This window comes from Campylobacter sp. P0109 (genome assembly GCF_002138755.1).
Classification (GTDB): domain Bacteria; phylum Campylobacterota; class Campylobacteria; order Campylobacterales; family Campylobacteraceae; genus Campylobacter; species Campylobacter devanensis.
Genome location: NZ_MJKK01000003.1, coordinates 107,827 through 130,801, shown reverse-complemented (window position 1 = coordinate 130,801; position 22,975 = coordinate 107,827). Strand labels below are relative to the sequence as shown.

General features: G+C 34.1%; 18 protein-coding genes and 5 tRNA genes. 12 read left to right on the top strand and 11 right to left on the bottom strand.

Annotated elements, in window-relative coordinates; genetic code table 11:
- From CIGNP109_RS08430 to CIGNP109_RS04410, 6 genes are all read right to left on the bottom strand, one after another.
- A partial coding sequence (locus CIGNP109_RS08430) for an AAA family ATPase (protein ID WP_180380015.1) occupies positions 1-1,087 on the bottom strand: 1,087 nt, incomplete at its 3' end.
- Positions 1,087-2,676, bottom strand: coding sequence for a VWA domain-containing protein (locus tag CIGNP109_RS04430; RefSeq protein WP_236847557.1), 1,590 nt, complete (start codon positions 2,674-2,676; stop codon positions 1,087-1,089). The genes CIGNP109_RS08430 and CIGNP109_RS04430, both read right to left, overlap by 1 nt.
- On the bottom strand, positions 2,673-4,964 hold the full coding sequence (locus CIGNP109_RS04425) for a BspA family leucine-rich repeat surface protein (protein ID WP_086228351.1): 2,292 nt from the start codon (positions 4,962-4,964) through the stop codon (positions 2,673-2,675). The genes CIGNP109_RS04430 and CIGNP109_RS04425 overlap by 4 nt, the downstream gene beginning before the upstream one ends.
- Before the next feature lie 2 nt (positions 4,965-4,966).
- A complete protein-coding gene (locus tag CIGNP109_RS04420) occupies positions 4,967-7,168 on the bottom strand; it encodes a dynamin family protein (protein WP_086228350.1) in 2,202 nt (733 codons plus the stop codon).
- Between the two features lie 12 nt (positions 7,169-7,180).
- Positions 7,181-8,890, bottom strand: coding sequence for a dynamin family protein (locus CIGNP109_RS04415; RefSeq protein ID WP_086228349.1), 1,710 nt, complete (start codon positions 8,888-8,890; stop codon positions 7,181-7,183).
- 282 nt (positions 8,891-9,172) lie between these two features.
- A complete protein-coding gene (locus tag CIGNP109_RS04410) occupies positions 9,173-9,601 on the bottom strand; it encodes a hypothetical protein (protein WP_086226048.1) in 429 nt (142 codons plus the stop codon).
- A 329-nt stretch (positions 9,602-9,930) separates the two neighbouring features.
- On the opposite strand from CIGNP109_RS04410, the gene CIGNP109_RS04405 reads away from it, so the two are divergent.
- Positions 9,931-10,551 carry a hypothetical protein gene (locus CIGNP109_RS04405; protein ID WP_086228348.1) on the top strand — a complete coding sequence of 207 codons (621 nt, stop codon included), beginning with the start codon at positions 9,931-9,933 and terminating at the stop codon, positions 10,549-10,551.
- A 483-nt stretch (positions 10,552-11,034) separates the two neighbouring features.
- On the opposite strand, the gene CIGNP109_RS08755 is transcribed toward CIGNP109_RS04405, so the two are convergent.
- Both CIGNP109_RS08755 and CIGNP109_RS04400 read right to left on the bottom strand, forming a co-directional pair.
- Complete coding sequence (locus tag CIGNP109_RS08755) at positions 11,035-11,163, bottom strand: hypothetical protein (RefSeq protein WP_272887905.1); 129 nt, start codon at positions 11,161-11,163, stop codon at positions 11,035-11,037.
- 379 nt (positions 11,164-11,542) lie between these two features.
- Positions 11,543-11,618 (bottom strand) — tRNA-Ala (locus tag CIGNP109_RS04400).
- A gap of 163 nt (positions 11,619-11,781) precedes the next feature.
- On the opposite strand from CIGNP109_RS04400, the gene CIGNP109_RS04395 reads away from it, so the two are divergent.
- The 6 genes from CIGNP109_RS04395 (at position 11,782) to CIGNP109_RS04375 (ending at position 13,515) form a co-directional block, all read left to right on the top strand.
- A tRNA-Gly gene (locus tag CIGNP109_RS04395) sits at positions 11,782-11,856 on the top strand.
- Positions 11,857-11,862: 6 nt separating this feature from the next.
- Positions 11,863-11,949: transfer RNA gene (locus tag CIGNP109_RS04390), tRNA-Leu, on the top strand.
- Between the two features lie 9 nt (positions 11,950-11,958).
- Positions 11,959-12,032 (top strand) — tRNA-Cys (locus CIGNP109_RS04385).
- A gap of 17 nt (positions 12,033-12,049) precedes the next feature.
- Positions 12,050-12,202 carry a hypothetical protein gene (locus CIGNP109_RS08425; protein ID WP_180380014.1) on the top strand — a complete coding sequence of 51 codons (153 nt, stop codon included), beginning with the start codon at positions 12,050-12,052 and terminating at the stop codon, positions 12,200-12,202.
- A gap of 6 nt (positions 12,203-12,208) precedes the next feature.
- Positions 12,209-12,298, top strand: a tRNA-Ser gene (locus tag CIGNP109_RS04380).
- 35 nt (positions 12,299-12,333) lie between these two features.
- Complete coding sequence (locus CIGNP109_RS04375; protein WP_086228347.1) at positions 12,334-13,515, top strand: multidrug effflux MFS transporter; 1,182 nt, start codon at positions 12,334-12,336, stop codon at positions 13,513-13,515.
- Positions 13,516-13,555: 40 nt separating this feature from the next.
- On the opposite strand, the gene thyX is transcribed toward CIGNP109_RS04375, so the two are convergent.
- The 3 genes from thyX to typA all read right to left on the bottom strand — a co-directional run bounded on the left by thyX (position 13,556) and on the right by typA (position 16,870).
- A complete protein-coding gene (thyX, locus tag CIGNP109_RS04370) occupies positions 13,556-14,173 on the bottom strand; it encodes an FAD-dependent thymidylate synthase (RefSeq protein ID WP_086228346.1) in 618 nt (205 codons plus the stop codon).
- Between the two features lie 8 nt (positions 14,174-14,181).
- Entirely contained in the window at positions 14,182-14,781 is a 600-nt protein-coding gene (locus CIGNP109_RS04365) for a nitroreductase family protein (RefSeq protein WP_086224933.1), read from the bottom strand.
- A 286-nt stretch (positions 14,782-15,067) separates the two neighbouring features.
- A complete protein-coding gene (gene typA, locus CIGNP109_RS04360) occupies positions 15,068-16,870 on the bottom strand; it encodes a translational GTPase TypA (protein ID WP_086228345.1) in 1,803 nt (600 codons plus the stop codon).
- A gap of 150 nt (positions 16,871-17,020) precedes the next feature.
- On the opposite strand from typA, the gene fliK reads away from it, so the two are divergent.
- The 5 genes from fliK to CIGNP109_RS04335 all read left to right on the top strand — a co-directional run bounded on the left by fliK (position 17,021) and on the right by CIGNP109_RS04335 (position 22,912).
- Positions 17,021-18,592 carry a flagellar hook-length control protein FliK gene (gene fliK, locus CIGNP109_RS04355; protein ID WP_086228344.1) on the top strand — a complete coding sequence of 524 codons (1,572 nt, stop codon included), beginning with the start codon at positions 17,021-17,023 and terminating at the stop codon, positions 18,590-18,592.
- A 56-nt stretch (positions 18,593-18,648) separates the two neighbouring features.
- Positions 18,649-19,497: a flagellar basal body rod modification protein gene (locus CIGNP109_RS04350; protein ID WP_086228343.1), complete on the top strand. Its 849-nt coding sequence runs from the start codon at positions 18,649-18,651 to the stop codon at positions 19,495-19,497.
- Positions 19,494-21,134, top strand: coding sequence for a flagellar hook-basal body complex protein (locus CIGNP109_RS04345; protein WP_086228342.1), 1,641 nt, complete (start codon positions 19,494-19,496; stop codon positions 21,132-21,134). Before CIGNP109_RS04350 ends, CIGNP109_RS04345 begins: the two co-directional genes overlap by 4 nt.
- Before the next feature lie 210 nt (positions 21,135-21,344).
- Positions 21,345-22,481 (top strand): hypothetical protein, encoded by a 1,137-nt coding sequence (locus CIGNP109_RS04340; protein WP_086228341.1) that lies wholly within the window; start codon positions 21,345-21,347, stop codon positions 22,479-22,481.
- A gap of 74 nt (positions 22,482-22,555) precedes the next feature.
- Positions 22,556-22,912, top strand: coding sequence for an MGMT family protein (locus CIGNP109_RS04335; RefSeq protein ID WP_086228340.1), 357 nt, complete (start codon positions 22,556-22,558; stop codon positions 22,910-22,912).
- The last annotated feature ends 63 nt before the right edge of the window (positions 22,913-22,975 follow it).

Sequence of the window (22,975 nt, the reverse complement as noted above, 5' to 3'; positions counted from 1 at the left end):
CTACTTTTTTTGGTTTGCCGTTTGGGGAGTATAGGTTTTTTTCTATTAGATTTTTAAGATTTAAATTATCTTCTTTTAAAGCCTTTAATTCACTATCGAAATTTGAATTTTCATTTAAAACATTAAAGAGAATTTTCTCTATTATCACTTTATCTTCTTCACTACTCCAAAGCAAGTGAGCTAAAAGAGCTAGATCGTATCTCTCCACTCTATCTCTATCACTTAGTAAAGCAGCAGTTTGGAGTAGCTCAGCGCACTGCTTCCAGCGTCTGTCTGATATATAAGGGGCTTTGAAATTTTCGGGGAGTGATTTAAGACCTAGGATTTTAAGAGTTTGCTCTGTATTTGTCGCTAGGGACTCTATGGTTACTTTGATATTGTGTATTAGCTCTAGGGCATCGGGGCTTATCTTTATCTTCTCTTTGTCTTTTAAGATTTGCTCTAGCTCATCATAGGTAAATCTCTCTTTACAATTTGGAGATTTAGAGCTAGGTGATTGAAGTAGATTAAAGAAATTCTCCTTTTCATCTAATGGCTTTACAAAATACCTTAAAATCATCCTATCATATAGGGCTTCTAGACCTTGATTATCTGGTGGAAACTCATTACTAGCACAGACTACACCTTTTAATGGAACTTTAATATCTTTATTACCATCTCTATAAATTCTCTCGTTTATTATAGTAAGTAGTGTATTTAAGATAGCTGGTGAGCTTTTCCATATCTCATCTAAAAAAGCAAAATGAGCAGTTGGCAAGTAGCCATCTGTTTTTCTTGTTAGATTATTTTTTTTAAGTTCTGCTATGTCTATTGGCCCAAATATCTCTTCTGGTGTTGAAAATCTATTCATCAAATAGGCAAAAAAGCCATTATTTGACTCTTTACTTTCATCTTGTGAATTATCTGTGATTTGAAAGGCTAAGCTAGCTCTCCTTGCTATCATAGATTTGGCAGTTCCAGGAGGCCCATAGAGAAATATAGACTTCCCAGCAAACATAGATAGTAATACTAATTTTAGGCACTCTTCTCTTTCGAATAAGCCAGAGCTTAGCTCTTTTATGATATTTTCTATTTTGGTTTTATACACTAATCATCCTTCATTTGTTGTTTTAATTCACATAGAATGCGAATATTTTTTGTATTTGAGTCATAGACCCAATGCTTGTCAAAAAAATCCTTTTTGCCAGAATTCCCATCGACATCTAGTAGATAGAATTTGTTTTTTTGTTTGCGTTTTTCTTCTATTTGTTTATGTAGATTGCTATCTATGTAGCCAAAGTCCCCATCGCTAATTACTAATAAATCAGAGTTTTTGTAATTTTCTTTGTTCATCTGCTCTACACCTACTCTAAGTCCAGCACCTACATCGGTTCCGCCATTAAAGCTAAGCTCCAAAAAATCATTAATTTTATTTATCCCCATAGCTCCGCTCATATCAGTACATATAGTGCTAGTGCTAAAATTGATTAAATAGCAATTTCTATTTTCTTTTCTAGCCTTAGCAGTTAGCATAAGGGTGATGGCCTTGGCTATGGTCTCAGGGCTGCCCTGCATAGATCCGCTAGTATCTACACATATGATGATGGGGCCTTTTTGGTCTTCTTTTTTGCGCTCTTTTTCTACCTCTTTTTCTATCTCTTTTTGACCCTCTTCTTGGTTGCTTATAAGGCCTTGTTTTTCAAAACAAAATAGCCTATTTTCTATATATTTCAAATCAAACAAAAGCTCCAAATCCTCATCATCCAAAAGCGACATCTCTTGTGGGACGATATTTTCTAAATCATTGCCTAGAGTGATACCTATAATCTCTTCTTTATATCGTTTTGTAGGTGTGGTCTGCGTGTAAGAATATGCGGTCAATTCCATGATTTTTTCTTTATATAGCTCTTTTTCTTCATTTTGCATACGCCCCAAAATATCGCAAATATCCATAAGAGCTTTATTGTTTTTAATCATATTAAAATAATTTAGAATTTGCGCTATGCTATATCTGCTTAGATTGCCTTTTTGGTTGCCAAAGCCTTTTGAATTTGCTGCTATATCGCTTAGATCGCCGAAGTCGCCTAGCACCCTTTTTTGGTATTTTAGGTCGCCTAGATTGTCTAAATCTAAGGCGTCATTGACCATATCTACCGCATCGCCAAATAGCCCATCATCACCGAAAAGCTCTGGCGCTTGCTTCTCTAGTTCTTTGGCTTTTAGCATAGCGTCAAACCACGCTTGCATACGCTTAAGAAAGTCATTGCTCATAGAGTTTTTGGTATTTTCTGCCCATTTTTGGGTTTTTTCATCTAGGGTATCGCTCCATTTGCTTATAGTGAAATTTCTTAGCTTTGAGATCTCATCAAATTTAAATTTTGGATCATCGGCTGAATTTTTCGGATTTAAAATTTCATTTTTATTTTGCTCTATGAAATCAATTTTTTGATTTGGATTGAACTTTTTAAAGCTAGACAAATCATTTTGAATTTGCTTTTCTAAGCCCTCTAGGGAGTTTGAATTTTTCATACATTTATGCTCAAAAAGCGTTAATTTCTCCTCTTCAAAAGGTGGATTGGCTAGCTTGGCCTCTATCTGCTTTGTCTCTTCTTCTAGACTCTCATCAAATTTCGCTTTTATCTCTGGGTCTTCTAAGAGACCGTGAGTGTTTAATGTATTGTTATTTTCTTTTTTCATTGTTTCTGCTCATACCATCGTGGTAGGGGATTTTGGGCGGAGCCATAAAAGGCTAAAACTTTAAATTTATTTTCATCTATCGATATTTTCCAAGATACTAGTGGCTGGTTAAATGATTTAGCCTTAAAAAACATTCCACGGATATTTTTCACATTAGATACATTCCAATCATTTAAAAGCTGATTAAACGACTCATTGCCCAAAAACATACCTTCCATATTAGTTACACTGGATACATCCCAGTTATTTAGCGGTTGGTTAAAGATAGTTGGTGTTTCATTGTCATAATTAAAAATTCCATAAATTTGATAATTTGTAAAAATATCCGGAGTATAGTCAATATATCTATAATTCATTTCATATCTTATAGCAAACATACCGCTCATATTAGTTACACTGGATACATCCCAGTTATTTAGCGGTTGGTTAAAGCTAATAGCCCTATAAAACATATGGCTCATATTTGTTACATGAGATACATTCCAATCATTTAGCGGTTGGTTGAAGTTAAAGGCGCTGGCAAACATACTACTCATATCAGTTACATGAGATACATCCCAGCTAGATATATCTGAGTTAAAATTTACAGCATCAGCGAACATATAGCTCATATTGGTTACATTAGATACATCCCAATCATTGAGTGGTTGGTTAAAGCTAGTGGCGCTTTGGAACATACCGCTCATATTTGTTACATGAGATACATCCCAATCATTGAGTGGTTGGTTAAAGCTAGTGGCGCTTTGGAACATACCGCTCATATTTGTTACATGAGATACATCCCACTCCTCTATACCACTAAAATCGCTTCTTTGACTATCTTTAAATAATTCAGACAAATCACTCACTTTGCTTATATCTATCTCGCTTAGCTTTACACTCTCATGGGAGACTAGCTCTCTAAGCTCTTCATTGGTTTCTGGGTGATATTTATACTCAGCACTACTTGCTTTTTTAAGCTTTTCATTTACTGGTTGATTTTCTACTATGTTTTCTAACTCTTTGGCTTTTAGAATTTCATTATTAGCCTCTTTGAGTGGTAGAGTATAGCTACTAAGTGATAACTCTATATCATTTTGGCTTAAAAATGGATTTTTGATACTTGCTTTGGCTTTTTGAAACTCGGCTTCTATATTGTTTTTTAGATTATTAGCCTTTGTGATTTGATCTTTGGATATTTGTAGATATTTGTTTTTATCATTATTATCTACTTTTTTGGGTTTACCATTTGGGGAGTATAGGTTTTTTTCTATTAGATTTTTAAGATTTAAATTATCTTCTTTTAAAGCTTTTAATTCACTATCGAAATTTGAATTTTCATTTAAAACATTAAAGAGAATTTTCTCTATTATCACTTTATCTTCTTCACTACTCCAAAGCAAGTGAGCTAAAAGAGCTAGATCGTATCTCTCCACTCTATCTCTATCACTTAGTAAAGCAGCAGTTTGGAGTAGCTCAGCGCACTGCTTCCAGCGTCTGTCTGATATATAGATAGGTTTATACTCATCACTAGATAAAAACTCCTTGCGATACTCTTTATCTTGGTTTAGTAGTTGGATTTGGGATTTTAGATCGCAGATTAGATCCATTGTGTCTTGCTCAAATTTTATATCTTGGGATTTGATGGCTATCTGCTCTAATTCACTAATGCTAAAAGGCTCTAAGGGCTTTATATCATTGGATTTTTTGCTTTTGAAAAGCTTTTTGAAATTCTCACGCTCTTCTAATGGCTTCACAAAATACCTTAAAATCATCCTATCATATAGGGCTTCTAGACCTTGGTTATCTGGTGGAAACTCATTACTAGCGCAGACTACACCTTTTAGCGGGACTTTAATATCTTTATTACCATCTCTATAAATTCTTTCGTTTATTATAGTAAGTAGTGTATTTAAGATAGCTGGTGAGCTTTTCCATATCTCATCTAAAAAAGCAAAATGAGCAGTTGGCAAGTAGCCATCTGTTTTTCTTGTTAGATTATTTTTTTTAAGTTCTGCTATGTCTATTGGCCCAAATATCTCTTCTGGTGTTGAAAATCTATTCATCAAATAGGCAAAAAAGCCGTTATTTGACTCTTTACTTTCATCTTGTGAATTATCTGTGATTTTAAATGCTAAGCTAGCTCTCCTTGCTATCATAGATTTTGCAGTTCCAGGAGGCCCATAGAGAAATATAGACTTCCCAGCAAACATAGATAGTAATACTAGCTTTAGGCACTCTTCTCTTTCGAATAAGCCGCTTTTTAAAGTTTCTATAGTCTCTTTTATGCGTTTTTCATAGTTTGGCATATTTATCCTTCTATTTGGTTTAGTTGGTCTAAAATGGATCTATATCTAGCTAGGCTAGACTCTTTATCCTGAGCATCTTTGGCTAGTTGCTCTATCTTTTCTTCATAAGAGTTTATGAATTTATCACCTATATTAGCATTTGAAATAGCTTTATCAAGAGTAGCGCAAATTGCTTTTATATCAGCGTTTGTTCTACTTCTTAGCTCACTTTGAAAGCTTTCAAGCGCATTTAAAAACTCATCACGCTCATAGCCCACTAGTTTGCCTGATTTTTGCAAGGCGGCAGGCAAGGTAGTATCATAGCTAAACTCAGGTAATGAAATATTTGCTATTATATTTCTTACACTTTGCTTTATCATATCAGCGTCCAAGGCTTCATCTCCTACGCTTTCTTGAAGTGAAGTTAGCAGGTCTTTTAAAATAGTTTTTTTCCACATTCTTATATTGTCGCTATATACATCTCCTAGTATATTGCTTATTTCTATAACAGCATCTTGAGCTGCTGTGCGAAGTGATGAAGCATTTAAAGTATCTATTGATACTTGATAATTTACATCTTTATATTTTTTCCACAAAAAACCTAGCACACGACCATCTTCAACTTTTTTGGTTTTGGTTACAGTCTCAGAGCCTTTTGCATTTTCACTAGCACTTGAAATGCCACCAAAAAGAGCTTTTATTTGAGTGTTTAGCTTTTCTTTTAGCTTTGAGCTTAGCTCAGCTCCGCTATCTTCAAAGGCTGCGTTTGCGTTTATTACCACCTTTGATTTTACGCTTTTGATTTTTTCGATTTGCGCTTTTAGCTCCTCTATATCAGTTGAGTTTAGCACTTCTATTTTTTTATTTATTATCGCACCAATTTCATTTTTGTATTGATTTAATGCGCTTTTTTTACTATAAATAAAATCATCCATTATACCTTTAATGATTTCATCTTTTTCTTTGCGAACATTTTCTAGCACTTTTAAAATCTCATCTATATTTGAGAGCTTTTTGAGATTTGATATAGCTGTTTCTTTATTAGAAAAATAATCAGGATAATGTTTTTTAAATAAGCCCAAAGCATGAGTAGCATTTTCATCTTGTAAATTATCATAATTATTTATAATCTCTGTGCTTATACCAGAGCTATAAAGCACATTAAAGCGAGTTAATTGTTCATATATTTTATCATTATAAGAGCTTTTTTTATTTTCAAATACATTTTTTTGTTGTCTTGAAAGTGGAGTAAGTGCTCTTTGAATAGCCTCATCTAATACTCCATTTCCTATTATCTCTGGTGCACTTAGCTGTAAGTCAAACTGAGAAGCTACGATATGAAACTCTTTTATTCCATTTTTTTCATTTACATTGCTTAAAAGCTCTAAATCAACATCATCCAAAAACTGCCCAGCAGGAGATACCAAAAATACTACATCGCACTTAGCAATAAGTGCTTTTGTGCGCTCCTCTCTTGATACGATAGGATCATTTACACCTGGAGTGTCTATGATTTTTACATCTTTTAGCATTTCTTCGTTTAATTTAAGCGTAATTGATTTTGTAAAAGGTGTGTATTTACCGCTAGAACCTATATAGTCTTTTAGTTTTTCATTTAGTTCATCATAGCTAGAGCAAGTCAATATTTCTTTCTCTCCAATAGAACTAGCATTTATACCACTTTGCTTTATTTGCTCATATTGCTCATAATAAGCATAAAGAGAAGCTTCGTCTTTTTTTAGTTTTTTAATCGCATCTTTTCTAGCCGATTCTTGTAGCTCGCTATCGCTTTGGCCTTTTCTATTGTTTTGTTTTAATTCAGTAAATTTTGCATTTTGATGATCTTCTAAAATCTTTTGGCAAGTAGCATGATTTGATTTTATTGTTTCTATTTCATCTTGGCTATAATACTCTATGCTTGCTTCAAATCTATCACCATACTCTAAAACAGTAAGTGCCGCAGTCATCGGAGTAGCAGCCTTTGGCAATACATTTTGCCCTTTAAAAACAAGAGCATTTAAAAGTGAGCTTTTCCCAGCTTTCACACGACCTAAAATTCCTATTTTTAAATCTCTTTCTGGCTCCATTTTTTCATCAAGCGCCTCTTTTAGCTCAGCACTTGGCCTTATGCCGTGTTCTTTTTCTATGCCTTGAAGCTCGCCTACTAGGTCATTTTCTTGCACTAGATTTTCTAGTGTCTGGCTCATTTTTAGTAGATTTTCCATTTTTTCTCCTTTTTAGATATTTTTGATTAGAGCTTGGATCTCGACTCTTCTATCTTCTAGATATGAAATTTTATCTTCTACTTCACTTATTGCTAGTTCTTTCTCTTTTTGGGCGTTTTTTATCTCATCTTCTTTTTCTGACATTTTTTGAGTAAATTCTTGGCTTATTGCGTTTATTATCTCGTTTGTTGTTTTGGCGAAATATTCATTTAGCTTAGGGCGAATTTGGGATAATATGCTAGGGATTACTTCGTTTCGGACTTGTTCTATTACGGCTTCTAGCCTTTTTGAGTCTGCTATTTTGCCAAAGATTCCAGGCAAAATAGCAAAAACAGCACTTAAAATTGTCCCTACTATCGGATTTATAGTAAAGCCTATTTTAGCCAAGGCTTGAGCGGCTAATGCTCCACCACCTATACCTATTGCGCTACTTACTAATGCGCTACTTGATTTTTTATTGATATCGCTGTTTAATAGAGTATTTGCGACAAAACAAGCCCCAGAGACAATATCTTTTAACCCATCGGCCCAAGTCTGTATATCAGAGGCTTTCATATCTATATTGCCTATACTAAGCTTGAAGTTATCAATCACATTTTGTTGGATACCGCTTAATCTCTTTTGAATTTCAGATGGTAGAACTGAGTTTATAATATTATTTATAGCGCTTTGTATATCTCCACCATTTAGTGCAGATTGGGCTAGTGTGGTAGCGTTGTTACTAAGTGCGGAGCTAACAACGCCAATGATACCTTCTATATTGGTATCATTGTATTTACTATTGGCGTTATCTATGGCTTTTTTCTTTTCTATCTCTATTTGAGATATACCATTTTTTAGCTCATCGATAGCATTTATAGCATCTTGTTTATCATATCTTAGAGCTGAAATTGTGGTATTGATGGTAGACTCCATCTCTTTTAAATTCATACTTATATGTGGCTTATAGATACTCTCAAACAGAGATTCTATATCAATATCTTTTAAGATTTTCTCTAATTTTGCTCCCGAATTATCATCTAATAACTCTATATCTTTGCTATATCCAAATTCCATTTCTAGCGTATCTTTGGCATAGCTTTTGATCTGTTCTATATCTCTTTGTGGGAGTAGATTTGTCTTACTTATACATAGTTGAAATTCCTTGCCTCTTGTGTGAATTCCATTTAATTCTGTAATATAAGTTTTGGTTATGGTCTTTTCATCCGCACCTGAGAGCAAAGCGATGAAATACACTCCGTTTGGCATATATCTATTGATAGCTTTATTGTGCGTAGCGATAGGCGCATTAAATCCAGGCATATCTACCAATACGATAGGATCGATCTCTTTTAATTTTTGATTATTTAAATATAGTTTGATATGGTTATAAGTTTGTGCTTTTTCTTCTACTTTTTCAAGTTCGTTTATTTTAAAAACATCTATGCTTTCATCATCTTTTATAGCTTCTATTTTTTCTTCACTGCTATATCTTAGCTCTGTGGCTATCGCAGTTTGCGGAGTGATTGCGACACCTAAGACATTAGAGCCTAAAAAGCTATTTATAAGACTTGATTTACCAGAGCTAAATCCACCGATTACAGGCACCAATAACTCTTGATTTTCAATACTTTTAGTAAGCAGACTTAACTCTTGGATCTTGTCATTTAGACAATCTGTATTTTGAGCGATATTTATGGCTTTATTGCCACATTCAATGTATGATTTTTGTTTGTTTGTCATTATTTCTCCTAAATTGTAAAAAGATTTATAATTATATCCACACCCTATAAAAATAAGATTATATTTAGGTTAAGAGTATGTATTTAAGCTGTTTATAAGTAAATGATAAATTTTCATCACCCCCATTAGCGTAATCCTAGCCACGCCAAATTCTCATAAATCAAATTTATAAGAGTTTGGCGGATTTGACATCAAAATTTTGATTATACCCCCCCCCTGTCTTAAAACCTACTGATAAGAGCGCTTTTATCGCTCTTTTTCACCAGTATTGGTAGCGCAAGACTATGATTGGTTTGTCTCGCAGGCATTGGTATTGAGTGGTTGTGCTTGATCGGCGCCACAAGGCTCTGATTTGTTGGCACCTTCATTAAATCCAGCATTCATAGACATAGCACCAAAAATCTTAAGCAAAGCCTCTCTTGTCTCTGGCGATACCTCATTGAGATCTAAAATCGTGCGGTGATCTACCTCTTTGCCTGTGATCTTGGTTTGTAGTTTATCAAGAGCAGTTAGCGTAGTCTCTTCGGCTCTCTCAAGCGCATCATAAGACTTCCAAAGACCATTTTCTAATTTATCCAATAAGGTATCTTTGATGGAGTAATCATCACCATATATCTCTCTGGATTTTTCCACCTCTTTGTCTAGCCATTTTTTGGCCATGAAGCCTGCTGCACCTAGTGCGATCGCTGCTATTGCGTATTTTGCTTTCATTGTTTGCTCCTTGTAGGTTGATTTATAGACAGAATTATAACAAAGCCAGATGACACAATTTGTCGTTTTATATAAGATTGTGAAATTTTGTGCGGTATTTTGTTTGGTAAATGTAAAATTTTGTTTTTAGAAATTTAAAATTTTAGTTGAATAAATTTAGCCCAAGTTATAGCAAAAAATGAAAAAATTTATTTTTGATAAGAATTATAAATAATTTTTTCTATTTAAATTTAAAATCTTTTATTTGATTTTATGGGTGTTTAATGCTATTAAAATTGGCTATTGATTTTAAAGATTTAATAGTGTAGAATTAGAGAAAAAGCGATAAAATGAATAGAAAAAAATATATAGAGTTATATTCAAGCCCACGCATAGATAGCTATAGTAGTATTGATGAGCATGAAGCAAACTTCGAAATGCTAGGCAGTGTAGCGCCGAAGCTAGCTAAAATAGAAATCATCATTAGAAATAGAATTGATAGAAAAATGTGCGAAAAAAATCGACATTGGATGTTTGATTTAGCAGATAGTATAGGGCTAGATGATGATAAGGGTAGGATAAAAGAGCATGATATTTTGGTTTCTAGGCAGACTTTTGGGTTTTGGATAAGGGTGGTGGAGTATTATAAAATTCATAGCTGTGCGTTTGATAAAGAGTTTTTAGATGGGTTTTCTTTTAAAAAATATTATGAGAAAAATAAAGAAAGGTTAAATAAAATACCACTTAGCAACTATCAAAAGGCTTATGGTATATTGCTACTTACAAAAAGTATTAGAAATAGAGCTTTTCATTTTGAAAATTTATTGAAATTAAGGGCATTGGGAGTTCCTAGATTGTCTGTTAGGGTGGATTTTAGCAAAGAGAAATTTTATTATTTTAATATTAAGCCAAATATGATTATTCAATATTTAGATGATATTTTACAAGGTTTTGATAAGGAGTTGAGCTAAAATAAAATGGGGGAAAAGTATCCCCCCCGAAATCAAGGTAGCATTATACTAAAAAATGCTTAAATAGTGATAAAATCACAGATGGCACTTTGGTAAATTATCTAAATTATTCTAAGTGATTAAAAACAAATTTTGGTATTAAAAAAATAATTTAAAAATTTAGTTTTGAGAAATTTAAATTTTCGGTTGGATAAATTTAGAATCTTTGGATTGAGATATTTAGAATTGCAATTCTTGGGGATTTAAAAGGGATTAAAGAATTTAAAAGGGTTCAAAAAAAGGTAAAGCTTAAAAACCCAAATAATATAAATAAGATCTCTAAAATTCAAATAATATTTAGAATTCAAATTTGATATTTGCTATACCATTGATACGTAGTTTCTACCATATCTAAAAGAGGCTTCTACATATGGGCTAGAGCTTATAATACTACCAAAGTCATATCTAGCTAATATACCACACCGATATATCTACTAATGCCATCTATCTTAATTTTTTATCCATATACTTTATAAATAGCTCTTTATATGTATGCTTTTTAGCTCCATTTAATAGATTAAAATCCTTTCCTGGCTCATCAAATTTATTTAGTAGCTTAATGGCATCTTTCATAGCCTTAAGCACATTATAAATTCCAACTCTTTATGTTTTTTGCCATATTTGTCATAAATAGTAATTGAAAAACCTTGCTTCCTTTAGGATTGATATAAATTTCAAGCTCCTTAGGATTTCCCACAACAGCAAAATATTTTTTATCTCTTATCTATAAAAGCTCGATATCTTTATCACTCAAACAAGTCTTTGAAATATTAGCCATAATAACTCCTTCAATAGTGACTTAATTAGTAGTAAAAATTTTTTGAGAATTAATAGTATTTTTTTCAAAATCAATTGAGAAAAAACAGCAATAAAAAACCCTCTCCAAGTATGAAAAATAGGCAATAAAACTGAATAAATAAAAAAAGGATTTAAATAGATATAAGATATTAAATGGTGGAGTTAAGCGGGATCGAACCGCCGACCTCTTGAATGCCATTCAAGCGCTCTCCCAGCTGAGCTATAACCCCATTTAAAAAATAGATTGTAATGATACATTTATTTTGCTTATAATTTTATGAAATTTATGAAATTCAATAAATTAGATAAAAATAGATAAAATTTTTTAAAATTTAGTAAAATCAAATTAAATTTTAAGGTTTCTTTTGCTATTATTCAATTTCCAAAATTGATGCGGGAATAGCTCAGGGGTAGAGCACAACCTTGCCAAGGTTGGGGTCGCGAGTTCGAATCTCGTTTCCCGCTCCATATTTAGCCCAGGTGGTGGAATGGTAGACACAAGGGACTTAAAATCCCTCGGAAATTACTTCCGTGCCGGTTCAAGTCCGGCTCTGGGCACCACTAGCATATGGCGACATGGCCAAGTGGTAAGGCAGAAGCCTGCAAAGCTTTTACCCCCAGTTCGAATCTGGGTGTCGCCTCCATATTATACAGGATTTATATGCGTTGTATATTTTGTGCTTTTATCTTGTTATTATGCGGATGTTCTAATACTTGGCACGGAGTCAAAGAGGATTCTAAAGATGCCTATGAATGGTCTAAAGAAAAGGTCAATCAAGGTGCTAGCTGGGTAGAACAAAAAACTTCTAAATAATATACTCGGGAGATGGCTGAGTGGTCGAAAGCGGCGGTCTTGAAAACCGTTGAGGTGTGAAAGCCTCCAGGGGTTCGAATCCCTTTCTCCCGGCCACTTTTTGTAATCTACACTTTTAAGGCTCTTTTTTTATGCGAAGCACTACAAAGATCCATGGATTTGCTAAATTTAAATTAATCATTATTTTAGCCTTTATGTCTAGCATTGCACCGCTATCTACAGATATGTATCTGCCAGCGCTATCGCATGTTCAAAGTAGCTTTTTAGCTAGTGAGTTTCTTACTCAATTAAGTCTTGCTAGTTTTTTTATAGCATTTGCTTTGGGGCAGCTTATCTATGGTCCTTTAAGTGATACATTTGGGCGTAAGACTCCCTTGATAATTGGAATTTTGATATTTATTGCTTCAAGTCTTGGGTGCGTGCTAGTGGATAATATCTATATTTTTATTACTTTGCGATTTTTTGAAGCGCTTGGCGGTTGTGCTGGCGTGGTGATTGCTAGGGCTATTGTCAATGATAGTTTTGATATCAAAGATGCTGCTGGAGTGTATGCTTTGATGATGGTTTTTTCATCGCTTGCACCTATGTTATCGCCGACATTTGGTGGGCTTTTGCTTAGCTATTTTTCGTGGCAAAGTATTTTTGCGGTTCTTTTTATGTTAGGAATTTTGTTACTTGGGTTTATTATTTTTGGACTTAAAGAGACTCAGCCAGTACGAACTAAATTTTCTCATCAAGCTACTATTGCTAGTTATAAATTTGTCCTAAAAGAGCAGATATTTATACTTTATAGTCTGCTTGGCGCATTTGCTTCGGCGGTACTTTTTGCCTATATTACTGGTTCATCATTTGTTTTTATGGGTCATTTTGGGCTAAGCGGAACGCAGTATGGGCTTCTTTTTGGTATTAATGCACTTGGATTTGTACTATTTGCTAATATTAATGCTAGGCTTACTAGAAATTTTGATTGTCAAAATTTGCTTAAATTCGCCCTATTTATAATGCTTGGAGCGCTTGTAGTAGTAAGCATTGGAGCGCTTTTAGGGCTTGGATTTTGGATTTTTGAGGCTGGAATTTTTGTAGCTATTAGTATGCTTGGATTTATTTTGCCAAATGCTACAACATTAGCAATGGCAAGATTTACAGACCACTCTGGTACCGCCTCAGCTGTGCTTGGGACTATGCAGTTTGGATTAGCTGGGGTAATTGCTTTTGGGGTTGGAGCGCTTGGGGCAAATACTCCGTTATTTCTAGCTTTAGTAATGTTAGTACCGTGTGCTTTAGCAGTTATTTTACGCTTTAAAACAATATAGTTAAATATAGATTTTAGCTCTTACTAAAATCTATATTATTTTAATCTTTATAAACGCACTCAGCAAAGATAAATTTATGCTTATTAGGGAGTGCATTATATATTGCATTTGCTAGATTTCGAATCTCCCAAAGGGCACTTTTAGAACTTCTAAGGTTTAAGAAATTTTGTAAGCTTCTAGCATTTATACTCCAGCTTAATTCTGTTTTATAGCTCTCTGGAAGGCAGTATTTGGCTATATCTAAGCTTGTGTTTTGGTTTAGAATTTGGCGTAAGTTTTCAAGTGCGTTTATGCTTGCGTTATCTACAAATTCATTGCTAGTTAGCACTATATATCTACTTGCGTTATCAAAGTCATTAGGCTTAAATTCGCTTTCGTTTTTTAGCTCTTTTAGGGTGTATCTAGTGGATTTGACGCTTAGGTTAGCTATGCGGTGGCGAGCTAACTCTTGGAGGCAAGCTCTGCTAATGCCTTTTATATAAAAGTTATAAAATAGATGCTCTAGCGTGCTTGCGTGTTTGAGTTGATTGCCTACTCTATCGATTAACGCTAGATCTATTTCGCCGCCATTATCGCCTTTATCGAAGCTTTGCCAGCAGGTACGAATAGCGTTAGAACAAACCCATAGTGGCGTGTGATTTAGCAGTGTTACTTCCATTTTTGCCCTTATTTATAGATTACTACTTGTTCTAAACTTTGGCGAATTTTAGCTGGTGCTTCTTCATCGCTATATCCTAAAGCAATTACAAGAACAGGTCTAAAATTCTCTCCTAAATTTACAAAATCATTTAATTTATCTGCATCAAAACCAGCTACAATGCAGCTTTTAACACCTAGACTTTGAGCGATATTGACCATATTAGCACTTGCCATATAGCATTGTAGTGATGCGTAGTGCATTAGCTCTTCATCGGTTTGCGGGTTAAACCTTGCTGCGAAGTGATCAAGGGCTTTTTGAAGTCTCTCAGGAGTGCGAGGTTTGCGATCTACTTGAGTTCTTATAAAATCACAACCCTCTTTTAGATCGTTGCGTGCGATGATGATTATAGCGTGGCTACATCCGCTTACTTGGGCTTGATTATTACAGATTTGTCCTAATTCTTTTAAATCGTTTTCTTTGCTAACAACCATAAATTTCCATGGCTCCAAACCGCATGAGCTAGGGCTTAGTCTAGTAAGATCTAAAATTTCGTTTATAGTCTCTTGATTAATTTTTTGGTTATTAAATTCTCTACATGAATAGCGTTCTTGCATTATTTTCTTCATTGTTTTTTCCTTTTTGGTTTGTGCTGATTTTGATTTGAATTTTGTAGATTATAGCGGTATTTTATCAATAGTTGGTGAATTTGGGTTAATGGATTAAACTCTAATATTTTTGTATAAATTTACTATTGCGAGCTAGATACATAATAATCAAAGATTTTGCTATTTGATTATATAATAAATTAAAAGTCAAATTAAGCAGTAGATCTATAAGATTAACTGCTTAATTTAGTTAAGAATTTAACAAGATATTTAGATAAATACAGCTAATAAACCAACCTAAATTTATCTATTTTTTTGCCATTCTTTTGCGTACTGTTGGGTCTAAGTAGCGTTTTCTTACTCTAATATTTATTGGAGTAACTTCTACTAATTCATCTTCTTCAATCCACTCTAAAGCACGCTCTAAGCTTAGTTTGCGTGGCGGAACTAGCTTGATTGCGTCATCGCTTCCGCTAGCTCTTACATTGGTTAGATTTTTACCTTTAATTGGATTTACATCCAAATCATTTGGTCTGCTATGTTCGCCAATAATCATACCTACATAAACTTTTGTTTGCGGATCGCAAAATAGCACCCCACGATCTTGAAGGTTAAATAGCGAATATGCAAGAGCGACGCCATTTTCCATGCTTACTAACGCACCATTGCTTCTATGTTCAACTGTGCCAGTAAGTGGTCTAAACTCTAAAAAGCTGTGATTCATAACACCTTCGCCTTTTGTATCGGTCAAAAATTGACTTCTAAAGCCGATAAGCCCACGAGCTGGAATCTCAAATTCGATTCTAGTTTGACCATCGCCAGTAGGATTCATACTAACCATCTCAGCTTTTCTTTTGCCAAGCTTTTCAATTACTGCTCCAGTACAATCATCTGGTGCATCTATTACAAGTAGCTCAAATGGCTCACATTTTACTCCATCGATCTCTTTTATAATTACTTCTGGCCTACCAAGACAGAACTCAAAGCCCTCTCTTCTCATATTTTCAGCTAGAATTGTAATTTGTAATTCACCACGACCGCTTACTTTAAATTTACCTTCGCCTATATTTTCATATTTCATAGCGATATTGGTTTTCATCTCGCTCTCTAGGCGTTCATCAAGTTTATTTGATGTTACATATTTACCCTCTGTACCTGATAGCGGGCCATCATTTACGCTAAATACTACGCTCAAAGTAGGCTCTTCTATATGAAGTGGATCAAGTGGCATTGGTGAGTTAGGATCTACTACGCTATCTCCTACATCAAGAGCATCAAATCCGGCAATTGCTACGATATCTCCGCTACTTGCTGTATCTATATCTGTGCGTTCAAGTCCTAAAAATCCAATAAGTTTGCTAATTCTACCTGTTGTTTTGCTACCATCTGCTTTAGCTAGCATTACATTTTGGTTTTTGCTAATTGTGCCATTAAAAATTCTCGCAATACCAATTTTACCAACATAATTATCATAATCTAGTGTGAAAACTTGAAGTTGCAGTGGATTTTCATCTTTGCCACTTGGAGCTGGAACATGATTTATAATAGTTTCAAATAAAGGCTCCATATTGATATTTTCATCTTCTAGCTTATGTTTAGCATAGCCATTTTTTGCCGCAGCATATACGATTGGGAATTCAAGCTGTTTATCATTGGCATCAAGTGCAACAAATAGATCAAAAATCTCATTGATAACTCTATCAGGATCGCCAGCTGGTTTATCAATTTTATTTATTACAACGATTGGGCGAAGACCTAAAGATAGGGCTTTTTTTACAACGAATTTGGTTTGTGGCATTACGCCTTCTTGTGCATCTACAAGAAGCAAAACCCCATCAACCATCTTTAAAACACGCTCAACCTCACCACCAAAGTCGGCGTGTCCTGGAGTGTCGATGATATTGATTTTATAATCTTTATAGCGAATAGCTGTATTTTTGCTAAGAATTGTGATACCACGCTCACGCTCGATATCATTGCTATCCATAACTCTTTCACCTATATTTTGGTGTTCTGTAAATGTGCCTGATTGTTTAAGTAGCTCATCTACCATTGTTGTTTTACCGTGGTCAACGTGTGCGATGACGGCGATATTTCTGATATTTTCCACTAGATTTTCCTTAAATATTTTCAAATTTTTAGGGGCGATTATATCTAAAAGTTGCTAAATTTGCTTTGAATTTAATAAATATAACATAAAGCCTAAAATTTGGAATAGAATTTGCTATATAAGACCAAAATTCTTAAACTAGGATAGCAAATGCAAGGTTTAAACGAAGCGCTATTAAGCTCAAGTAATTCCACTCAAGTCCAAAGCAAACCTGTTAAAACTGAACAAAATGAAGGCGATGATAGCTTTTATAAAATGATTGAAAATAGCGTAAAAGAGTATGAAGATTCTAAAGCTTCACAAAACTCTCAAGAAAATAATCAATCAAAATCGCAAGAACAAAGCACCAATCAAACCACACAAGGCTCTAGTACAAACTCTAGCGATAAAACTGCTCAAAACTCTAATCAAACAAATAGCGCTAAAACCGATAGCTCACAAAGCGATAAAATGGTTCAAAATAGCGCTTCAAATTCAGCCCAAAGTAGTCAAAATACAGATGAGATTATGCTAGAAAATGCTGATTTTATAACGCTTTTAAGCCTTTTAGAAGCTAGTGATGGTAGTACTAAAACAGGCGCTAATCTGCTAAGTTCAAGCTTAAATAAATTATTAGCTACTGAACAAAATATCAAAGAGCTAAAAGGGGCTAAAAATCTGCAAGAATTGCTAAATTTAAGTGAAAAATTTGGCCTAGGTCTAAGCAAAATAAAAATCTCAAAAGATGGTCTTGAAGCGCTAAAAAATGAGTTTAAAAACCTAAATGCTAAAGGGTTTTTTAATCAAATTCCAGCGCTAAATCAAGCTATTGATTTAAATGTAATTACTAAAAAAGATATAGAAAAGGCACTTCAAAAAACACAAAAAGATGATAAAAGTGTCTTAAGTAAACTAATGCAAGGTCAAAGTGTAGAACTAAGCGATGATATAAATTCAGTCAAAAAGCTACATCCAGAAGCTAAAATCGATACTCAAAAAATCACCCAAAAGCTTGCTCAAACTGCTGAGCAAAAGCTAAATCAACCTTTTGAGCTAAATAAAGAGATTAAAGATACTAAAACTACTACAACAACTACACCAAATGCTACAAAATCTCAAAGCATATCTAGCATTGATGATTATTTAGCAAATATTATGCAACGAGCAATGAAAGAAAGTAGCGAACAAAGTGCTAAAGTGGCTATGACAGCTACTACTGATTTAGCTAGTAGCAGTGTAGAGACAAGTTTAAGTGAACAAACCACTCAGGGCATAGAATCAACTAGCCAAACAAATTCTCAGGTAAAAGATATTGTAAATAGTGCTAAATTAAATGCTAAAGAGTTAAATTTAAGACAGGTTTTTGATAATTTTACAACTCAGCTTCAAGAAAAAATTAGCGAATACAAGCCGCCAATTACAAGATTTCACCTAACACTAAATCCAGGAAATTTAGGCGAAGTCGAGATTACTCTAATTAATCGTGGCTCAAATTTACATATAAATTTTAACTCCAATAATCAAACTATGCAGCTATTTATGCAACACCAGGCTGAATTTAGAACCAGCCTTGTAAATATGGGTTTTAGTGAGTTATCAATGAGCTTTAATGATAATGCTAATAAAGAACAAAGCCAAGGTCAAAATAAAAAGGCAAAATTTGTTAGTGAAGATAGCGAGCTAACAGAAATAGCTCAAAATGAAGAGAGTGTTTTAGAAGTAATACTACCAAAGTATTTCTAAATTTGGAATGCAAATTGCTTTAAAGTAAAAATGTAAGAAAAAATTAGGAGAGCATCATGGCAACATCTATTAATCAAACACCACAATTCACCACTGATAAATGGGCGGCTAATGAAGCCAAGCAAAAAGCCGATAGCGTAACAGGTGGAGTAAATCCAAATTCGCAATTAGATAAAGATGCTTTCTTGAAGCTTTTATTAGTTGAGTTGCAACACCAAGACCCAACCGAGCCGATGGATAGCGCAAAAATGCTAGAACAAACCAGTCAGCTAGCTACAGTTGAAATGCAAGAAAAAACCAACCAAGTTATGAGCCAATTAAGCGCGCAGATGCAAGCAAGTGCTTCACTAAATGCTATGAGTGCATTAGGCAAGATGGCAAATCTAGCTAACTCAGTAGCCAAAGATACGCCATCATCTCAGGTTGATTTTAGTCTATTCTTCCCAGTTGATGCAGTTAGCGGAACAATTGAGATATACGACTCAGTAGGTAATGTCGTTCGTAATGTCAGCATAAGTGATATTAAATCTGGTGTAAATCAATTTAGATGGGATGGTTTAAGCAATAGCGGAGAACCAACACTTCCAGGTGAATATTTAGTAAAAGCTAAATATATAGATGCTAATGGCGGCAATAGAGAGACTGTTTTAGGTCAGTATCCAGTCGAAGCTGTTAAATTTGAAAAAGGCGTAGCATATATCAAAGTTGCTGGTGAGTTTGTAGCGATGGATCAAGTTAGAGAATTTACTGAATCAATTGTACATAATACAGTAAATTCAAATCAAACTAATTCAAGCAATAAAGAAGAAGAATCAGAAGATGAAGATCTAAGTGATAAACCACAAGATGCTAAAGATAAATTAGCTAAAGATGAGAGTCAAAAAGATGAGGTAGTTAAGTCATGATGATAGGATTTTATAATGGCGTAAGTGGTGTAAAGACTGCTGAATTTGGTCATAGTACTATTGGAAATGATATCTCAAATATTAATACAGTTGGCTATAAAAGCTCTACAGCAGAGTTTAAAAGTCTATTTTATAGTACTTTAGCAAGTGCATCTAGCTCACCGGTAAATTCGCAAATCGGACTAGGCTCGACCAAGATGGCTACATCTTTGAATTTCACTCAAGGGAACCTTCAACCTACTGATAATGTTTTTGATATGGCTATAGATGGAGATGGGTTTTTTGGGTTAATGGGTGCTAATGGTGAGCAGTATTTTACTAGAAATGGTGAATTTACCAAAGATAGCGATGGAAATTTAGTAAATAGAAGCGGTATGTATCTACTAGGTACAGTCGCTCCGCTAAGTAGCGCAACATTAGGAGAGAGTGCATTAAATAAACTAGGAGTAACAGGTGGAAATGTTGAGGCTTATAGTATCCCAATTGGCGATAGTATTAAGCTAGGTAGCGTAGACTCTCAAGGTAAAATTCAGCTCCCAGATATACTATATACACCATCGTCGCCAACAACACAGGTAAGCTACTCAGGCTATTTAAATTCAACTATTTATACTGAGCCTCGTAGTGTAGAGCTTACTAGTGAGAGTTTTGTAGTTGAAGCTAATAAAGATACTAATAAAATCACTATTACTGGCGATTTAAATTTAACTCCAGAGATCCATCATCCAAATAAAGCTAATAACGAGGTAATGATCACTATCACAGATGCAAAAGGTCAAAGTGTACAAATAAAAGCCTCAACTCAAGCTGATGGAAAATTTTCAGCTGAATTTGACAATAGCAATGCAACGACCAAGTTAGATTTAAATGGTGAACTAACCTACTTAGCTAGTGCAATGGTAAAACAAGAAGTAGCTACTCCGCAGACATTTACTACTGATATTTGGGCGCCAAACGGGGATAAAAATATTTTAAAACTTGAATTTACTAAGCAAGTTCCGCAAGATCAGCAAATCGCATTTGATGCTGTTGTAAGCGTGATTGGCCCAGATGGAAATATTATCAGTGCTACACAAGGCGAGCTAAGATATAATCAAAAAGGTGCATTAGTTAGTAATACTTTAGGCGCTATTAATAATGGTGGGGCAAATTTAGAACTATCACTAGGAACACCATATAATCCAGCAGTGCCAAATACAGGCTTTGATGGATTAAAGCCAGCTGAGCAAATTAGCGCTGAATTAAGCGTTTCAAAAAATGGCAGATCCGAAGGTTTGCTAACTGAATATACAATGAGTGATAGCGGGGATATTTTGGCCGTTTTTGATAATGGTGATATGGCAACAGTAGCAAAGGTTGCTCTATATCACTTCCAAAACAATCAAGGCCTAAACAAAGCTAGCGAGAATACTTATCAAGCTAGTGCAAATTCAGGTGAGCCAATATTTTATACTAATGCTAATGGCGAAGTGATTTATGGGGCAACGATTCGTAATCATATGCTAGAGATGAGTAATGTGGATTTAGGTGTATCGCTAACTGATATGATCGTGATGCAAAAGATGTTTGATGCTAGCTCAAAATCCATCACAACTGCCGATGAGATGATAAAAAATGCTATAAATTTGAAACGCTAAATTTAGCGTTTCAAGCTTTTATTTTAACTATAATTTAGTAGAAATCTTAATTGTTTTTCTTTTTATAAATACTACTATATCCAAATTTGAAATATATTTTATAATTAATTTAATTTTAAATTAAATAATTAATCTCTATTTTTAATCTCGTTTTTTTTTTTTGATAACCTACCGTTTGCAAATCAAATTTAGGAAATTAAAAGGTAGGAAATGCAAAAGCATATAAGAGAAAATGGGAATGTGATTTATGGAGATTTGTCTAAGCAGTTAAATTTAAAATATAAATTTAAAGGCAAAAATAATATTATATTTTTTGCCGGTGGGAGTAGAAATGTTAATATCACCTTTGGAGGTAGTAATGGCGTATTGTTTGTAGGCGAGAATGCCGAGCTAACTGGAGGTATTGATTTGAGAAACAGTGGCTTGTTTTATATTGGAAACGGATTTACTTCCAATGGAACCCAATTTAGGGTGTTGGAATCTAAAAATATAATAGTTGGTAATGATTGTATGTTTTCATGGAGCATATGGGTTTCTACAGCCGATCATCATTTGATTATGGATTCAAATACTAATAACAGAGTTAACTTTTCTAAAAGTGTTTATATAGGAGATCATGTCTGGTGCGGTCAAGAATCAGCAATTTCCAAAGGTGTATTTATAGCATCTGGCGCAATAATAGGCGCAAAGAGTATGGCGTGCAAAAACTGCTATTCAAACACAGCAAATGCCGGAAACCCTATTAAAGAAGTAAAGCAAGATCTATTTTGGTTGAGAGATATCACTAGTCCATGGGGAAAAGCAGAAACCCTAAAACACTTAAATATCCCAAATGATAATTTCAAATATACCTATAACCAAAACGAATTCCTATCCCCTAAAGCAATTGAAGAAAAACTAGACTCCCTAAACACAGCACAAGAAAAATTAGAATTTGTATATAATGCAATATATTGCAATAAAAATAAAAATCGCTTTGCATATTTTAAAGATATGCCTTATGATATCCCTTTACCTAAATATGAAAATAAATTTAAATCTTTAAAATTTGAAGAGATAGATGAAACTAAACCACAGCCAACCCCGCCAGCTCCAAAACCTACACCACAGCCAACCCCACAAGAACTAGAGATTAAATCTCTCAAAGAAGCATTATCTAAAAAAGAAAAAGATATTAGTAGCTTAGAAATAAACTACCAAAAAGCCCTAAACACGAAAAATCATTTAAGCTATAAGTTAGGAGCTGCTCTAATAAAAGCCAATAAAAATTGGTATAAAGGCGGATATATCAAATTTATATTTGAAGCTATAAAAATCAAAAACGAGCATAATAAAACTAAAATATAGCTTTAAATTAAATTGTTTAGATAAAATATTTGAGCTTTTTAAGTAGAATTTCCCTTGAGATAGCAAAACCTTAAATGATATTTAAGGATTATGAGGTGGTGATGAGCTTTAATCAAGAAGTCTATAATTTGTTAAGATTAATACCAAAAGGCAAGGTGGTTACATACTCTCAGATTGCGCTGTGTTTGGGTAATGTGAAGTTGGCTAGGGCTGTTGGCAACGCTCTACATAATAATCCCAACCCAAAGCTATACCCTTGCCACAGAGTGGTAAATCGCAAAGGTGAGTTATCTAAGGCATTTGCGTTTGGTGGGAGTGGGGCGCAGATGAAAATGCTAGTTGATGAGAATACCCAATTTGATAGATTTAATCGTGTTAGGCTCGATATTTGCGGGTTTGATATTGAGAAATTTATAAAGTCTCAAAGCTAGATGAATTGTTATAATCTTAATTTATTATTAAATATTTCTATTAGTTTTAATTTATAATTTTAT

What these genes read in the sequence shown, in the direction of transcription:
- CIGNP109_RS04430 (WP_236847557.1), bottom strand. Translation starts at nt 2,676, where the DNA reads ATGAAAAAAGAAAATAACAATACATTAAACACTCACGGTCTCTTAGAA.
- CIGNP109_RS04425 (WP_086228351.1), bottom strand. Translation starts at nt 4,964, where the DNA reads ATGCCAAACTATGAAAAACGCATAAAAGAGACTATAGAAACTTTAAAA.
- CIGNP109_RS04420 (WP_086228350.1), bottom strand. Translation starts at nt 7,168, where the DNA reads ATGGAAAATCTACTAAAAATGAGCCAGACACTAGAAAATCTAGTGCAA.
- CIGNP109_RS04415 (WP_086228349.1), bottom strand. Translation starts at nt 8,890, where the DNA reads ATGACAAACAAACAAAAATCATACATTGAATGTGGCAATAAAGCCATA.
- CIGNP109_RS04410 (WP_086226048.1), bottom strand. Translation starts at nt 9,601, where the DNA reads ATGAAAGCAAAATACGCAATAGCAGCGATCGCACTAGGTGCAGCAGGC.
- CIGNP109_RS04405 (WP_086228348.1), top strand. Translation starts at nt 9,931, where the DNA reads ATGAATAGAAAAAAATATATAGAGTTATATTCAAGCCCACGCATAGAT.
- CIGNP109_RS08755 (WP_272887905.1), bottom strand. Translation starts at nt 11,163, where the DNA reads ATGAAAGATGCCATTAAGCTACTAAATAAATTTGATGAGCCAGGAAAG.
- CIGNP109_RS08425 (WP_180380014.1), top strand. Translation starts at nt 12,050, where the DNA reads ATGCGTTGTATATTTTGTGCTTTTATCTTGTTATTATGCGGATGTTCT.
- CIGNP109_RS04375 (WP_086228347.1), top strand. Translation starts at nt 12,334, where the DNA reads ATGCGAAGCACTACAAAGATCCATGGATTTGCTAAATTTAAATTAATC.
- thyX (WP_086228346.1), bottom strand. Translation starts at nt 14,173, where the DNA reads ATGGAAGTAACACTGCTAAATCACACGCCACTATGGGTTTGTTCTAAC.
- CIGNP109_RS04365 (WP_086224933.1), bottom strand. Translation starts at nt 14,781, where the DNA reads ATGAAGAAAATAATGCAAGAACGCTATTCATGTAGAGAATTTAATAAC.
- fliK (WP_086228344.1), top strand. Translation starts at nt 17,021, where the DNA reads ATGCAAGGTTTAAACGAAGCGCTATTAAGCTCAAGTAATTCCACTCAA.
- CIGNP109_RS04350 (WP_086228343.1), top strand. Translation starts at nt 18,649, where the DNA reads ATGGCAACATCTATTAATCAAACACCACAATTCACCACTGATAAATGG.
- CIGNP109_RS04345 (WP_086228342.1), top strand. Translation starts at nt 19,494, where the DNA reads ATGATGATAGGATTTTATAATGGCGTAAGTGGTGTAAAGACTGCTGAA.
- CIGNP109_RS04340 (WP_086228341.1), top strand. Translation starts at nt 21,345, where the DNA reads ATGCAAAAGCATATAAGAGAAAATGGGAATGTGATTTATGGAGATTTG.
- CIGNP109_RS04335 (WP_086228340.1), top strand. Translation starts at nt 22,556, where the DNA reads ATGATATTTAAGGATTATGAGGTGGTGATGAGCTTTAATCAAGAAGTC.